Origin of the sequence: Pseudomonas urethralis, assembly GCF_021602465.1 — a bacterium.
Taxonomy (GTDB): Bacteria; Pseudomonadota; Gammaproteobacteria; order Pseudomonadales; family Pseudomonadaceae; genus Aquipseudomonas; species Aquipseudomonas vlassakiae.
The window spans coordinates 420,585-436,290 of the sequence record NZ_BQIJ01000002.1; the positions used below are offsets into that span (position 1 = coordinate 420,585).

Consider the following 15,706-nt stretch of genomic DNA (forward strand, 5'->3'; position numbering starts at 1 on the left):
AGGGCGCTCCTTGAAGGTCGGGCGCGGCGGGTAAGCACGCCACGCCCCGGCCCGTCTTGGTTGTTGTTATTGAGCGTTGGCTTTTTCGGCAGCCAGTTCTTCCAGGTCGATGTAGCGGTTGCCGATGCGCGGGTGCAGGCGGCCACCGTCGGCGGCGCCCAGGACCACGACGATTTCATCGGCGCGCGGCGCGTCTTCGATCTGCATTTCCAGGGTGATGTAGTGCGAACGCAGGCCTTCGTCGTCCTTCTGCATCATTGGGATCTGGATCGAGGTGCCTGGGCCGCCGCGCTTGTTGGTGAAGCTCAGGTAGCTCTTGGCCTGTACCGCTTCGCGGTAGTGGTTGCCGAAGCGCAGCGTGTGGATCACCGCCGAGGCGTGCTCGATCTCACCATCGGCGCCGACCACTGCGGCCTTGCCGTAGGCTTCGATCTTGTCGGCACCGCCGATGGCAGCGGTCAGGCGCTCGACCATCAGGGCACCCAGGTCCGAGCAGTTGGCGCGGATTTCCGGCTTCAGATCTTCAACGAAACCGCGACCGGCCCATGGGTTCTTGATCACGACGGCCAGGCCGACCATGGTCACCGGCTTGTCGGTGGCCTTGCCGCCTTCGATGCGGGTCTCTTCGGAGTAGGTGACGATCTTGCGGATTTCGAAACTCATGGGTGGCTCCTGGTGAGGGTTATCAGCTCTTGTTGTCTGATGGTATACCATAATATTTGTTGCGCAAGAGGTGGCTTGAAATTTCTCTTACCTGGGGACGAAAGGTGGCCTGATGCCTTGATTTCTGTGCTGCCTGTACTGGCCTCTTCGCGGATGAGCCCGCGAAGAGGCCAGTACAGGCGTTAAAAAAAACCCGCTCACGCGGGCTTCGGGGGCCCACGGGAGCGGGCGCGTCCCGCAATGGCTCAGGCAATGGGAATTCAGGCGAACGCCGGCACCACTTCCTTGATGAACAGCTCGAGCGACTTCTTCTTCTCGGCGTGGGGCAGGCTGTTGTCGCACCAGAAGCTGAACTCGTCGACACCGAGCTCCTGGTAGTACTTGATGCGGGCGATGATCTCTTCGGGGGTGCCGATCATGGTGTTCTTGCGGATGTTCTCCAGTTGGAACGCCGGCACTTCGGCAAACTTCGACTCAGGGCTCGGCTCGAGGAAGCCGTTGACCGGGGTGGTCTTGTTGCCGAACCAGGCATCGAAGGTGCGGTAGAAGCGCGAGATGGCCTGGGCGCCGATTTTCCAGCCTTCGGGCTCGGACGGGCTATGCACATGGGTGTGGCGCAGCACCATCAGTTGCGGGCGCGGTACGTCCGGGTTGTTGTCGAGGGCGGCCTGGAACTTGTTCTTCAGGTCCAGCACTTCTTCGTCGCCCTTCATCAGCGGGGTGACCATGACGTTGCAGCCGTTGGCAACGGCGAAGTTGTGCGAGTCCGGGTCGCGGGCGGCGATCCACATCGGCGGGGTGGCGTTGAACGGCTTTGGCACGCTGGTGGAGGTGGGGAACTTGTACACTTCGCCATCATGGGCGTAGTCGCCTTCCCACAGCTTGCGCACCACCGGGACCATTTCGCGCAGGGCCTTGCCGCCGTCGGTGGCCGGCATGCCACCTGCCATGCGGTCGAACTCGAACTGGTAGGCACCACGGGCCAGGCCCACTTCCATGCGGCCGTTACTGATCACGTCGAGCAGGGCGCATTCGCCAGCCACGCGGATCGGGTTCCAGAACGGCGCGATGATGGTGCCGGCACCCAGGCGGATCTTCTCGGTACGCGCGGCCAGGTAGGCCAGCAGCGGCATCGGGCTTGGCGAGATGGTGTATTCCATGGCGTGGTGTTCGCCGATCCACACGGTGCTGAAACCGCCGCGCTCGGCCATCAGGGTCAGTTCGGTCAGGTCTTCGAACAACTGCCGGTGGCTGACCTGTTCATCCCAACGTTCCATGTGCACGAACAACGAAAATTTCATGGGGCTTTCCTCAACGCTTGAAAGTGTCTGGCGCCGGGCAGGGGAGGCGCCAGGTGTCTCGATTCAGAACAGGCTTCAGGCAAAGGCCGGCAGGCTGGCCATCTTGCCGCGGCAGTAGACCATCGGCCGAGGGGCTTGCTCGGGGACGATCAGGTTGTGCACCTTGCCGACCATGATGGCGTGGTCGCCACCTTCATATTCGCGCCACAGTTCGCACTCGATGACGGCGGTGGCACCGGCCAGGATCGGGTTGCCCAGCTCGCTCAGGGTCCATTCGATGCCAGCGGCCTTGTCCTTGCCCTTCTTGGCGAACGCGTAGGCTTCGGCTTGCTGTTCACCGGAGAGCAGGTGAATGGCAAAGCGCTTGTTCTTGATCAGGACAGGGTAGGAGTCGGAGGTATAGTTAGGGCAGAACAGCACCAGCGGTGGGTCCATCGACAGCGAGGAGAAGGCGCTGGCAGTCAGGCCGACGACCGAGCCGTCGTCGTCCAGGGTGGTGATGACGGTAACGCCGGACGGGAAGGAGCCCAGGACGTTCTTGTAGAGGGTTGCATCGATCATCGGGTGTACCTCTATACGGCTGCGGTGGTCCGCGGTTTTTATCGTTGATGTGTCTGATGGTATACCGTAATACCTATTTTGCAAGCGGAATTTTCAGCACTGTTTTTTCACGATGAATGGCTCAAGCCCACGTAAACCGTGGGATTGAGCCGTGAGGCGGTTTGTCGCAGGGGGTGTGCGAGTAGATCAGTGGGCGTTTTTTCCTGCGGATCAGTGTTGTCAAAAGTTTGGAATACCATAATATGGTCCGCAGCTGAGAGGCCGCCTAGATGCGGTTTCCTTACAACGATAAAAACGACCTTTCGAGCTGAATCCTATGTCCCAACCGTCGTCGCAGCACCAGTTTGTCGAGAATCACACGGTCGATTACGTTCCACCTGCCGAGCGCCACGGGAAGGCGCGCGACCTGTTCACCCTCTGGTTCAGTACCAACATCGCGCCACTGCCAATCGTCACCGGTGCCATGGTGGTCCAGGTGTTTCACCTGAACCTGCTGTGGGGGCTGATCGCAATCGTGCTGGGTCACCTGATCGGGGGCGTGTTCATCGCCCTGGCCTCTGCGCAGGGACCGCAGCTGGGCATTCCACAGATGGTCCAGAGCCGCGGCCAGTTCGGCCGTTATGGCGCGCTGCTGATCGTGTTCTTCACCGCGCTGATCTATGTCGGCTTCTTCATTTCCAACATCGTCCTGGCGGGCAAGACCATCCACGGCATCGCCCCAAGCGTGCCGATGCCAGGCGCGATCATGATCGGCGCCTTGAGCGCGACGGCCATCGGCGTGATCGGCTATCGTTTCATCCATGTCCTCAACCGCATCGGTACCTGGGTGATGGGCTCGGCACTGCTGGCCGGTTTCATCATGATGTTCGTCCAGCAACTGCCGGCGGACTTCTTCAGCCGCGGCGCATTCAACCTGTCGGGCTTCATCGCCACTGTGTCGCTGGGCATCATCTGGCAGATCAGTTTCTCGCCGTACACCTCCGACTACTCGCGCTACCTGCCGCGTGAAGTGGGCATCGCCAAGCCGTTCTGGGCGACCTATTTCGGCGCGACCTTGGGCACCATCCTGTGCTTCAGCTTCGGGACGATCGCCGTGCTGTGCGTGCCCGAAGGCACCGACGCGATGGATGCGGTCAAGCAGGCCACCGGCTGGCTGGGCCCGATCCTGATGGTGCTGTTCCTGCTCAACATCATCAGCCACAACGCCCTCAACCTGTACGGCGCAGTGCTGTCGATCGTTACAGCGATCCAGACCTTCATTGCCGAATGGACGCCGAGCATCAAGGTGCGAGTGATCCTGGCCGCGGTGATCCTGGTGGGCTGCGCGATGGTGGCGCTGAACGCGTCGGCGGGTTTCATCGGCCAGTTCATCGGCCTGATCCTGGCGCTGCTGCTGGTGCTGGTGCCGTGGGCATCGATCAACCTGATCGACTTCTACCTGATCAAGAAGGGCCGGTACGACATCGCTTCGATCTTCCGTGCCGATGGCGGCATCTATGGCCGCTTCAATCACCACGCGATCATTGCCTATGCCTGCGGCATCCTGGTGCAGCTGCCGTTTGCCAACACGTCGCTGTATGTGGGGCCGTATTCGAACATTGTCGAGGGGGCTGACCTGTCGTGGCTGTTCGGCCTGCTGGTGACGGTGCCGCTGTACTACTGCCTGGCAACCCGTGGCAAGGCCGCGGAACAGGCGGGGCGGGTTGTCAGCGTCAACGATTGACAGGCCGTTGCTGATGTAAAGGGGCCGCAAAGCGGCCCCCGCTGTTTCAGATCAGACCTTGAACTGCGCGACCATGCCATTCAAGTCCACCGCAAGGCGCGACAGGTCCTGCGCCGCCGCGCTGGTCTGGTTGGCCCCCGCCGACGTCTGCATGGCCAGATCCCGAATGTTCACCAGGTTGCGGTCCACCTCCCGTGCCACCTGTGCCTGCTCCTCGGAAGCGCTGGCAATCACCAGGTTGCGCTGGTTGATCGAGGCGATCGCCTCGGCAATCACTTCCAGCGCCTCACCGGCACCTTGCGCCACCTCCAGCGTGCCGTTCGCCCGGCCGCGGCTGCTGTGCATCGCCGCCACCGCACGCTCGGTACCGTTCTGGATCCCGGCGATCATCTGCTCGATCTCTGCCGTCGACTGCTGGGTCCGATGGGCGAGGGCGCGCACCTCATCGGCCACGACGGCAAAGCCGCGGCCTGCTTCACCTGCGCGTGCGGCTTCGATGGCGGCGTTGAGTGCCAGCAGGTTGGTCTGGCCGGCAATCGCGCCGATCACATCCAGCACGCGGCTGATCTCGTTGGCATTGCTGGCCAGTTGTTCGATCTCGGTGGAGGTGCCCGCCACGTCGTTGACCAGGTGCTGGATCGAGGCCAGCGCCTGGTTGACCTGCTCACGACCATCGCGAGTGGTCTGGTCGGCACCTTTGGAGGCATCGGCCGTGCTCACCGCGTTGTTCGCCACTTCTTCCACTGCTGCGGTCATCTGGTTGACGGCGGTGGCGGCCTGGTCGATTTCCGCGCTCTGCTGGTGCAGGCCGCGGCTGGTGTCTTCGGTGACGGTGTGCAGCTCTTCCGAGGCCGAGGCCAGCTGGTCGGAGGAGGCGGCGATCTTGCGGAGGGTGTCGCGCAGGCTGTTCTGCATGCGGCTCAAGGCGCGCAGCAGCAGAGCCGGTTCGTCACGGCCGATGACACGGATGTCCTGGGTCAGGTCGCCGGTGGCCACGCGCTCGGCCACCGCCACTGCATCGGCCAGCGGCACCACGATGCTGCGCGTGAGCAGCGTGGCAATGGCGGCCAGTGCAAGCATGATGGCCACGAGTGAGGCGATGATCGCGGTGAAGGCCTCGTCGGCTACATCGCTGCTGCGCTGCGAGGCATCCTCGGCACCTTTGCCGTTATAGGCAATGAGCGCGGCCATGGCCTTCATCATGGTATCGGCGTACTGGGTCAGCGGGCCGCTGATCTGCTGCTTGGCCTGGTCCATGCGACCGGCAGCGATGTCCTGCACTACCCGCGTCTGCAGGTCGAGGTATTGCGTGTAGGCCGCATTGAAGGCATTGAACAGGGCGCGATCATCCGCGGCGATGATGGTGTCCTGGTAGTCCTTGAGGCCACTGCTGAGCTGTTCGTTGACGCCCTTGAGCATGTCGATGTTGCGCGCACGCTCGCCGGGGTTGTCGTCCAGCGCGGCGCGCAAGGTGACGGCGCGGGCGCGGCCGAGGTTGGTGCTGATTTCACCGAGGGCAACCACGGCGGGCATCCAGGTGACACGGATTTCGTCCGTGGCGGAGTCCATCTGCCGGGTTTCATGGATTGCGATGAGGCCCATGACCAGGACCAATGCGCCCAACAGGGCGAAAACGCTGCTAGCGCGAGTGCCGATCTTCATATTCCGTAACTGCATGGAATGCTCCTTGACGTTGGCGTGCAGGCGTCAAGAGCATGGTCGGATGGCCGGCTCACCGGGATGGTGCCAGGCTCTCGATGCGCTGCGATTTAAGTGTGTGCCTCACCCTTTGCAATGCTTTTTGATTTCAATGATGCCATATGGCCATCAATATTGACCAGTCATTCAATGTAACGACATCTTCTGACAGATCCGTCATTTTTTGATGGATCTGTCAGGAATCTGCCGTTAAACGATCGCGATGTGCGGGTCGGCTGCGGCCAGCGCCAAGGCGCGATCAGCAGCCGGTGGGTAGATCCACACCGTGTTGATCTGGCGCTTCATGTCCTTGCCTTCCTGACCCTGCAGCTTCAGCTCGCGCTCCCAGCCTTCACTGAACGCCGCGCCCCACTCGCCGAGGTCCAGGCAGGTGACGTACTTGGGCTGCCGGTAGACCACGGGTGCCACCCCAAGCAGGTCGGCCATGGCGTTGTTGCCGGAGTGTCGGCCCATGGGGATCGCGTGCTGACAGGTCATCAGGGCATGGTTGCCAAGGTTGTCGACGGCGGCCCAGGCGGTGTCGCCGGTTGCGTAGATATGCGCCTGGCCAACCACCTTGAGGTGGTCGTCGACCTTGAGCCGGCCGAAGTTGTCGCGTTCGCCGGCGACCTGGGCGGTCAGCGGGCTGGCCTTGACGCCAACGGTCCAGATCACGGTCTTGCTGGCGATGTACTCGCCATTGTCCAGGGTCACGCCACCAGCATCGACGGCCACCACCGAGGTACCTGTCAGCCATTGCACGCCGGCCTGCTCGGACGCTGCGACGATCGACGGCGTGATGCCCGCGCCCAATGCTGCACCGACACTGGCGCCACGGTCGACCAACAGCACCCGCACCGCGGCCTCGCTACCGAGAATGGTGTGCAGGCGAGCCGGCATTTCGGTAGCCGTTTCGATACCGGTGAACCCACCGCCACAGACCACCACGGTGTTGCGCGCCGGCGACGCGGGCAGGGCGGGCAGCCCCAGCAGATGCTGCTCAAGGTGCATGGCCGACGCCATCTGGTCGACATCGAAGGCATGTTCGGCCAGGCCTGGGACCGCCGGCCGTGCCACCTGGCTGCCAGCGGCGAGGACCAGGCGGTCGTAGCCGATCTGCCGGCACTCGCCGTTGGCGTCGGTGTAGCTGACGCTGCGGTCCAGGGTATCGATGGCGTTGGCTATACCAGCAATGAAGCGCACGCCGACCGCATCGAACAGATCACCTACCGGTGCCTTGAGGCTGTGCACATCGGCCTCGTAAAAGCGCGGGCGGATGTGCAGTTCAGGTTGCGGGGCGAGCACGCTGATGCTCAGGTCGTCGCGCTGGGCCTGGTCGAGCAGGCGGGCGGCGCTCAGGGCGCTCCAGACACCGGCAAAGCCGGCACCGATGATCAGGATGTTCGATTTCATGGAAGTGCTCCGCAAGAGTGAAAAAGGCTTCGAGCGCACTGCCTGTGCTGTTCGAATAACTACGACTCTATTGATCGTAGTTAAAATCGGCAAGTGTTTTTTGTAAGCGGCTCGCAGCCGACCCGTGGTAAAAATCGGGAGAATGGCTCTATATCTAGCTTATAAGGGCTAACCATGGGCTTGGAATGGCGACGACGGGTGCAGGGAACCTTTGCGCTGACCCAGTGATCAGCGTACTATTTGCGACAAGATTGGTCGGAGATTGATATGTCGCTCTACAGCGCTGGCGTCGAATACGGTATCCATTGCCTGCTGTTTCTGGTGGATGAGCGGGGTGATACCCGTGAATGCAGCGTGCGCGACCTGGCGGAACTGCAGGGCGTGCCGCAGGAATACCTGGCCAAGGTCTTCACCAAGCTCGCCCGGGCCAGGCTGGTGGTGGCAACGGAAGGTGTGCGTGGCGGTTTTCGCCTGGCGCGGCCGTCGGACGAAATCACCGTGCTGGATATCGTCAATGCCATCGACGGGCCGAAGAAGATCTTTGATTGCCGCGAGATCCGCGAGCGTTGCAGCTTGTTCGAAGGTGCAGCGCCGGGTTGGGCGACCGAGGGCACCTGCGCGATTCATGCGGTGATGCTGGGGGCGCAGAAGCGCATGGAAGAGGCGTTGGCGCAGCAGACCATCCTCGACCTGGCGCGGCGCTTTGGACGCAAGGCGCCGACCGAATTCGGGCAGAAGGTCAATGAGTGGATGGGCGAACGACGCGATGGCAGGCGGGCGGGGGATATCCCGGTCAGCGAGGTCTGAATCCAGTGTCCCCATCGGTTCTTTCGCGGGCTTACCCGCGAAAGAACCGATGCGATTTCAGCTGTCGTAGCCGAGGTTAGGCGCCAGCCAGCGCTCGCTCACGCTCACCTCCTGGCCTTTGCGCGCGCTGTAACGCTCGATCTGGTCCTTGTCGACCTTGCCCACGGCAAAGTACTGCGCCTGCGGGTGGGCGAAATACCAGCCGCTGACCGCCGCCGCCGGGAACATCGCGAAGTGCTCGGTGAGGAACACGCCGCTCGGGCCGGTTTCGCCGATGGCGGTGCCATCGAGCAGGCGGAACAGGGTTGCCTTCTCGGTGTGGTCCGGGCACGCCGGGTAGCCCGGGGCAGGGCGGATACCGCTGTATTGCTCCTTGATCAGCGCCTCGTTGTCCAGCTGCTCGTCGCGGGCATAGCCCCAGTGCTCTTTACGTACCTGCTCGTGCAGCCACTCGGCACAGGCCTCGGCCAGGCGGTCGGCCAGGGCCTTGACCATGATCGAGCTGTAGTCGTCGCCCTTGTCCTGGTACGCCTTGGCCACTTCCTCGGCGCCGATGCCGGCGGTGGTGATGAAGCCGCCGACGTAGTCGGTGACGCCGCTGGCCTTCGGCGCGACGAAGTCGGCCAGGGACAGGTTCGGCTTGCCATCGGGCTTGATGGTCTGCTGGCGCAGGTGGTGCAGGGTGGCCAGGGCCTGGCCGTCTGCGCCGTAGACTTCGATGTCGTCATCGGCAACCTGGTTGGCCGGCCAGAAGCCGAACACCGCGCGGGCGCTGATCAGCTTCTCGTCGATCAGCTTGTCGAGCATCTCGCGGGCATCCTTGTACAGCGCGGTGGCGGCTTCGCCGACCACTTCGTCGGTGAGGATGCGCGGGAACTTGCCGGCCAGGTCCCAGGAAATGAAGAACGGCGTCCAGTCGATGTACTCGGCCAGGGTCCGCAGGTCGATGTCTTCCAGCACCTTGACGCCGGTGAAGGAGGGCACTGCTGGCTGGTAGCCGGCCCAGTCGTACTGCGGCTTGGCGGCGATGGCCTGGGCGTAGCTCAGGCGCTCGGTGCGGGCGCTGCGGTTGGCGGTGCGCTCGCGCACTTCCACGTATTCCTGGCGGGTCTTCTCGACGAAGGCGGGCTTGAGTTCCCTGGACAGCAGCTGGGTGGCCACACCCACCGCACGCGAGGCGTCGGTGACGTAGACCACGGCGTCGTTGCTGTACTTGGGTTCGATCTTGACCGCAGTGTGGGCCTTCGACGTGGTGGCGCCGCCGATCATCAGCGGCAGGTGGAAGCCCTGGCGCTGCATTTCGCGGGCGACGTGGACCATCTCGTCCAGCGACGGGGTGATCAGGCCGGACAGGCCGATGATGTCGCACTTCTGTTCGCGGGCGGTCTGCAGGATCTTCTCGGCCGGCACCATGACCCCGAGGTCGACGATGTCGTAGCCGTTGCAGCCCAGCACCACGCCGACAATGTTCTTGCCGATGTCGTGCACGTCGCCCTTGACGGTGGCCATGAGGATCTTGCCCTTGGCTTCCGGCTTGTCGCCTTTCTCGGCTTCGATGAACGGGATCAGGTGCGCCACGGCCTGCTTCATGACACGGGCCGACTTGACCACCTGCGGCAGGAACATCTTGCCGGCGCCGAACAGGTCACCGACCACGTTCATGCCACTCATCAGCGGGCCTTCGATGACCTCGATCGGGCGTGCACACTGCTGCCGGCACTCCTCGGTATCTTCGACGATGAAGGCGGTGATGCCTTTGACCAGCGCGTGCTCCAGGCGCTTCTCGACGGGCAGCGAACGCCACTCTTCGTTTTCCACTTCCTTGGTCGCGCCGCCGCCCTTGTAGTCGTCGGCAATCGCCAGCAGGGCGTCGGTGCCGTGCGGCGTGCGGTTGAGCACCACGTCCTCGACCTTTTCGCGCAGCGCAGCCGGGATCTCGTCGTAGATCTCCAGCTGGCCGGCGTTGACGATACCCATGGTCAGGCCGTTCTGGATCGCGTGGTAGAGGAATACCGAGTGGATCGCCTCACGCACCGGGTTGTTGCCGCGGAACGAGAACGACACGTTGGACACGCCACCCGAACTCAGCGCGTGGGGCAGGTGATCACGGATGTAGGCGCAGGCCTCGATGAAGTCGACGGCGTAGTTGTTGTGCTCTTCGATGCCGGTGGCGACGGCGAAGATGTTCGGGTCGAAGATGATGTCTTCCGGCGGGAAGCCGACTTCGTTGACCAGGATGTCGTAGCTGCGCTGGCAGATTTCCTTCTTGCGCGCGGCGGTGTCGGCCTGGCCGACCTCGTCGAAGGCCATCACCACCACGGCCGCGCCGTAGCGCTTGCACAGGCGGGCATGGTGCTTGAACTGCTCGACGCCTTCTTTCATGGAGATCGAGTTGACGATGCCCTTGCCCTGGATGCACTTCAGGCCCGCTTCGATCACTTCCCACTTGGACGAGTCGATCATGATCGGCACGCGGGAGATGTCCGGCTCACCGGCGATCAGGTTGAGGAAGCGGACCATGGCGGCCTGGGAGTCGAGCATCCCTTCGTCCATGTTGATGTCGATCACCTGGGCGCCGGCTTCGACCTGCTGCAGGGCGACTTCCAGGGCTTCGGTGTAGTTCTCTTCGCGGATCAGCCGGGCGAACTTGGCAGAGCCGGTGATGTTGGTGCGCTCGCCGACGTTGACGAACAGCGACTGGCGGTCGATGGTGAACGGTTCCAGGCCCGACAGGCGGCAGGCCTTGGCGATTTCCGGGATTTCGCGTGGCTTGTACTTGGCCACGGCCTCGGCGATCGCCTGGATATGGCCCGGGGTGGTGCCGCAGCAGCCACCGATGATGTTGAGGAAGCCGCTGGCGGCGAACTCTTCGACCACCGCCGCCATCTCTGCCGGGGTTTCGTCATATTCACCGAAGGCGTTCGGCAGGCCGGCGTTGGGGTGGGCAGACACATGGGTGTCGGCCTTGGTCGCCAGCTCTTCCAGGTACGGGCGCAGGTCCTTGGCGCCGAGGGCGCAGTTGAGGCCCACGGAAATCGGCTTGGCGTGGCGCACCGAGTTCCAGAAGGCTTCGGTGGTCTGGCCCGACAGGGTGCGGCCGGAGGCATCGGTGATGGTGCCGGAGATCATGATCGGCAGTTCGATGCCATCGTCCTCGAACACCTGTTGCACGGCGAAGATCGCCGCCTTGGCATTGAGCGTGTCGAAGATGGTCTCGATCAGGATCAGGTCGGCGCCGCCCTCGATCAGGCCACGGGTGGCCTCGATGTAGTTTTCCACCAGCTCGTCGAAGGTGACGTTGCGGTAGCCGGGGTCGTTGACGTCCGGGGAGATCGAGCAGGTCCGGCTGGTCGGGCCGAGCACGCCGGCGACGAAGCGCGGTTTGTCGGGGGTTTCCAGGGTCTTGGCATCGGCGACCTGGCGGGCGATGCGCGCGCCCTCGACGTTCAGCTCGTACACCAGCGATTCCATGCCGTAGTCGGCCTGGGAAATCTGGGTGGCGTTGAAGGTGTTGGTTTCGAGGATATCGGCGCCGGCATCCAGGTAGGCTTTCTCGATCGCCGCGATCACATCCGGGCGGCTGAGCAGCAACAGGTCGTTGTTGCCTTTCACGTCGCTTGGCCAATCGGCGAAGCGCGTGCCACGATAGTCGTGTTCCTCGAGGCGATAGCTTTGGATCATAGTACCCATGCCGCCGTCGAGGATCAGAATGCGCTCTTTGAGTGCGTGCTGGAGTGCTTGGAGACGAGCGCTGCGGTCGGACATAGGAACTACCTGGTCGGGCAAATATCAGAAGGTGCCGAATCATAACAAAGCTGCGCGGTTTTTAGGCGCATCGCCCTTTTGCATGAATTTTGTTCATGTTGAGTGACATCAAGGCACCCAAGGACGACCAGACAATCGTGATGGCTTCACTACCCAGGACTTTTCGCACATGGTGCATCGTATCCTTGCCAGCGTCTTCGCGCTGCTCATCAGCGGCGTGGCGTCAGGGCAAGCTCCCCAGTCGAGCCCGGTGATTTCCTACACCCGGGACATCCAGCCGATCTTCACCGAAAAATGCGTGGCCTGCCACGCCTGCAACGACGCTGCCTGCCAGCTCAAGCTGGAAAGCCCCGAAGGTGCGGTGCGTGGTGCCACCAAGGTGCCGGTGTACCAAGGCGAACGCAGCAAGGCGGTGGCCCCCACGCGGTTGTTCTACGACGCCCACAGTGAAGATGAATGGCGCAAGAAGGGCTTCTATTCGGTACTCGACAACCAGGGTAGCCAGGCGGCGCTGATGGCACGCATGCTCGAGCTGGGGCACAAGACCCCGCTCACGCCCAATGCCAAGCTGCCTGACGAGATCGTCCTGGGGCTCAACCGCAACAACATGTGCCCGCTGCCGGAAGAGTTCGATGGCTATGCCGGCGCCCACCCCAAGGAGGGCATGCCGCTGGCGGTCACCGGCCTGACCGACAAGCAATACCAGACCCTGCAACGCTGGCTGGCGGCCGGCGCGCCGGTCGAGTACCAGCCGATCCAGCCAAGCGCGGCCGAGGCCAGGCAGATCGCCGACTGGGAGGAGTTGCTCAACCGCCCGGGCTCCACCGAGGCGCTGGTCGGCCGCTGGCTGTACGAGCACCTGTTCCTGGCGCATATCTACTTCGTCGGCGGCGAGCAGGGCCACTTCTTCCAGTGGGTGCGTTCGCGCACGCCAAGCGGCAAACCGGTCGACATCATTGCCACGCGCCGCCCCAATGACCCGCCGGGCACCGACTTCTATTACCGGCTGATCCCGGTACAGGGCGTGATCGTGCACAAGACCCACATCACCTACCCGATGGGGCCGCAGAAGCTCAAGCGCGTCAAGCAGCTGTTCTACGCCGGCGACTGGCATGCCACCGCGCTACCGGGCTATGGCCCACGCCACCGGGCCAACCCGTTCGAAACCTTCGAGGCGATCCCGGCCGTGGCGCGTTACCAGTTCATGCTGGATAACGCCGAGTATTTCGTGCGCACCTTCATCCGTGGCCCGGTGTGCCGCGGGCAGATCGCCACCGACGTGATTCGCGACAACTTCTGGGCGTTGTTCCAGGAGCCGGCCCACGACCGTTACATCACCGATGCCAAGTACCGCGGCGAAGCCACGCCGCTGCTGGCCATGCCGGGGCAGATCGACGATGTTGGCAGCGTGCTGAACCTGTGGCATGCCTACCGCGACAAACGCAACGATTACGAGAAATTGCGGCGTGAGGCCTATGCCGAAATGCCGGCTCCGGGCTGGGCAACCCTGTGGGCCGGCAACGACAATGCGCTGTTGAGCATCTTCCGCCACTTCGACAGCGCTTCGGTGACCAAGGGCCTGATCGGCGACGTGCCGTTGACCGTCTGGTTGTTCGACTACCCGCTGTTCGAGCGCACCTACTACCAGCTGGCGGTCAACTTCGATGTGTTCGGCAACGTCTCGCACCAGCTGCAGACACGCCTGTATTTCGACCTGATCCGCAACGGCGCCGAGGTCAACTTCCTGCGCCTGATGCCGGCCGACCAGCGCAGCGACATCCTTGGCAGTTGGTACCAGAACAGCGGCAAGGTGAAGATGTGGCTGGACTACGAGGACATCGACACCGACACGCCGAGCGGCATCAAGCTCGACCCGCGCGACCCCAAGCGCGACTTCGGCCTGAAGCTGCTGCAACGTACCGCCAGCCTCAACGCTGCCCCCGACCCGATCAACCGCTGCACCGGCGCCTACTGCTCGCGGCCGCAGATGAGCGAGGAGTTCCGCAACGTCGAGCAGTCGCTCAGCCGCTTGGTGTCACGCCCGGCCGCCGGCCTGAAGGTGATCGGCCAACTGCCTGAAGCGACCATGCTGCGCATCGAAGGCGAGGGCGGCCAGCGCCAGGTCTACAGCCTGCTGCGCAACCGCGCGCACAGCAACGTGGCGTTCCTGCTCGGTGAGGCTTACCGCTACGTACCCGGGCTGGACACCCTGACCCTGTACCCGGGCGTGCTCAGCAGTTACCCGAACTTCATCTTCAACATTCCGGCCAGGGATGTGCCGGAGTTCGTCGAGGACATGGAGTACGCCAAGGATGACCCGGCGAAGTTCGAGCGCATCGTCATGCGTTGGGGGGTGCGCCGCAGCCATCCGGAGTTCTGGCGCTACTTCCATGACCTCAATACCTATATCAAGGAAACCCAGCCGGTGGAGGCCGGTGTGCTGGACATGAACCGCTACGAGAACCTCTGATCGGTTGGGCTGACCTTTCCGAATACGCTGCGGTCGGACTGCTTGGGTGGTCCTGATCGATTGCAGGGGGCTGCTTTGCAGCCCTTCGCGGGAAAACCCGCTCCTGCAGGTACTGCGCTGGTCTTGAAGTCAGCACTGTCCTTGTAGGAGCGGGTTTACCCGCGAACGAACGAGTGCGCAGCGCTCGCCTCGGCACTCGATGCGGGCCTCAATGCACCGGCAATCGCAGGTATTCCATGCTGTATTCGCTTCAGGCACTGCGGGCGTTCGCCGCCTGGGTGGTGGTCTGCCACCACTTCATGCAAATCTTCTTCGACTTCCATGCCACCGGCCCCATCGGCCAATTGCTCACCGACCGTGGCGCGGTAGGCGTCGACATTTTCTTCGTCATCAGCGGGCTGGTGATCTACCTGTCGACCCGCGACAAACCCATCGAACCTCGCCAGTTCCTGCTCAACCGGGCCTTGCGCATTGTCCCGGCCTACTGGTTCTACACCGCGCTGATGGCGTTACTGTTGCTGGCCTTCAGCCAATGGATGCCGCACCAGGCCTTCGACTGGCATCACCTGCTGCTATCGCTGCTGTTCATCCCGGCGGAAAACCCCGGCGGCTACGGTTTGTACCCGACCCTGAACGTAGGCTGGACGCTGAATTTCGAGATGTTCTTCTACCTGTTGTTCGGCCTGTCCTTCCTGGTGCGCCAGCGTCATCACCTGGTGCTGGTGACCGCTGCCCTGCTGCTGGTCAGTGAAGTACTCGGACGCGTGGGCGTGCTCAGCCGGTTCTACAACAACGACATCATCTATGAATTCCTGCTGGGCATCGGCCTGGGCGTGATCCATCGTCGCGGCCTGATCCGCGAAGGGCTGTGGTTGCCGCTGGCGGTGCTGGGCGTGGCGGGTTATGCGATCTATCACCTGGACGCTGCGCAGCGCCTGCTGCACTGGGGCGTGCCAAGCGCGATGATCGTGCTGGCGTTCATCGCCCTGGAGCCGTACTTCAAGGGCAACCGCCTGCTCAAGGCGCTGGGTGACTGCTCCTACTCGGTGTACCTGATCCACGTGCTGGTGCTGTACGCCGGCTGGTTCGCCTGCCAGCGCCTGCGCCTGAACCCGTACCTGGTGTTCGCCTTGTGCGTGCCGTCCATTGGACTAATGTCGTGGTTCAGCTATCTGTGGCTGGAGCGCGGCCTGTACCGGCGGATGCAGGCGTGGCTGGCCGCTCCACGGGAGCAAAGCCCGGCATTTGTGCTTTCCCGAGTCAAATACTAGGACTTTGTTCAAAGGCCAGGTTGGCGTACACTTG

The 15,706-nt window shown here is 63.0% G+C and carries 10 protein-coding genes; 4 read left to right on the forward strand and 6 right to left on the reverse strand.

All coding sequences use genetic code 11. The features are described 5' to 3' along the window. Positions 1 to 66: 66 nt before the first annotated feature. The 3 genes from L6D64_RS04800 to L6D64_RS04810 form a co-directional block, all read right to left on the reverse strand. On the reverse strand, positions 67 to 663 hold the full coding sequence (locus L6D64_RS04800; RefSeq protein ID WP_016715710.1) for an amino acid synthesis family protein: 597 nt from the start codon (positions 661 to 663) through the stop codon (positions 67 to 69). A 260-nt stretch (positions 664 to 923) separates the two neighbouring features. Beyond that, positions 924 to 1,964: an LLM class flavin-dependent oxidoreductase gene (locus tag L6D64_RS04805; RefSeq protein WP_054885123.1), complete on the reverse strand. Its 1,041-nt coding sequence runs from the start codon at positions 1,962 to 1,964 to the stop codon at positions 924 to 926. A gap of 75 nt (positions 1,965 to 2,039) precedes the next feature. Continuing rightward, positions 2,040 to 2,525 (reverse strand): flavin reductase family protein, encoded by a 486-nt coding sequence (locus L6D64_RS04810; protein ID WP_176508996.1) that lies wholly within the window; start codon positions 2,523 to 2,525, stop codon positions 2,040 to 2,042. 316 nt (positions 2,526 to 2,841) lie between these two features. Here L6D64_RS04810 and L6D64_RS04815 point away from each other — a divergent pair, with 316 nt between their 5' ends. Next, complete coding sequence (locus L6D64_RS04815; protein ID WP_176508995.1) at positions 2,842 to 4,248, forward strand: purine-cytosine permease family protein; 1,407 nt, start codon at positions 2,842 to 2,844, stop codon at positions 4,246 to 4,248. A gap of 51 nt (positions 4,249 to 4,299) precedes the next feature. Here L6D64_RS04815 and L6D64_RS04820 read toward each other — a convergent pair whose 3' ends face one another. Both L6D64_RS04820 and L6D64_RS04825 read right to left on the reverse strand, forming a co-directional pair. Next, positions 4,300 to 5,925: a methyl-accepting chemotaxis protein gene (locus tag L6D64_RS04820; protein ID WP_176508994.1), complete on the reverse strand. Its 1,626-nt coding sequence runs from the start codon at positions 5,923 to 5,925 to the stop codon at positions 4,300 to 4,302. Between the two features lie 231 nt (positions 5,926 to 6,156). Beyond that, positions 6,157 to 7,359, reverse strand: coding sequence for an NAD(P)/FAD-dependent oxidoreductase (locus tag L6D64_RS04825; protein WP_176508993.1), 1,203 nt, complete (start codon positions 7,357 to 7,359; stop codon positions 6,157 to 6,159). Between the two features lie 267 nt (positions 7,360 to 7,626). Between L6D64_RS04825 and L6D64_RS04830 the strand changes: the two genes are divergently transcribed. Further along, positions 7,627 to 8,166: an RrF2 family transcriptional regulator gene (locus L6D64_RS04830; protein ID WP_176508992.1), complete on the forward strand. Its 540-nt coding sequence runs from the start codon at positions 7,627 to 7,629 to the stop codon at positions 8,164 to 8,166. A gap of 57 nt (positions 8,167 to 8,223) precedes the next feature. Here L6D64_RS04830 and metH read toward each other — a convergent pair whose 3' ends face one another. Next, positions 8,224 to 11,931, reverse strand: coding sequence for a methionine synthase (gene metH / locus L6D64_RS04835; RefSeq protein WP_176508991.1), 3,708 nt, complete (start codon positions 11,929 to 11,931; stop codon positions 8,224 to 8,226). A 169-nt stretch (positions 11,932 to 12,100) separates the two neighbouring features. On the opposite strand from metH, the gene L6D64_RS04840 reads away from it, so the two are divergent. Both L6D64_RS04840 and L6D64_RS04845 read left to right on the forward strand, forming a co-directional pair. Next, positions 12,101 to 14,401, forward strand: coding sequence for a fatty acid cis/trans isomerase (locus tag L6D64_RS04840; protein WP_176508990.1), 2,301 nt, complete (start codon positions 12,101 to 12,103; stop codon positions 14,399 to 14,401). A 236-nt stretch (positions 14,402 to 14,637) separates the two neighbouring features. Next, complete coding sequence (locus L6D64_RS04845) at positions 14,638 to 15,672, forward strand: acyltransferase family protein (protein ID WP_176508989.1); 1,035 nt, start codon at positions 14,638 to 14,640, stop codon at positions 15,670 to 15,672. Positions 15,673 to 15,706: the final 34 nt, after the last annotated feature.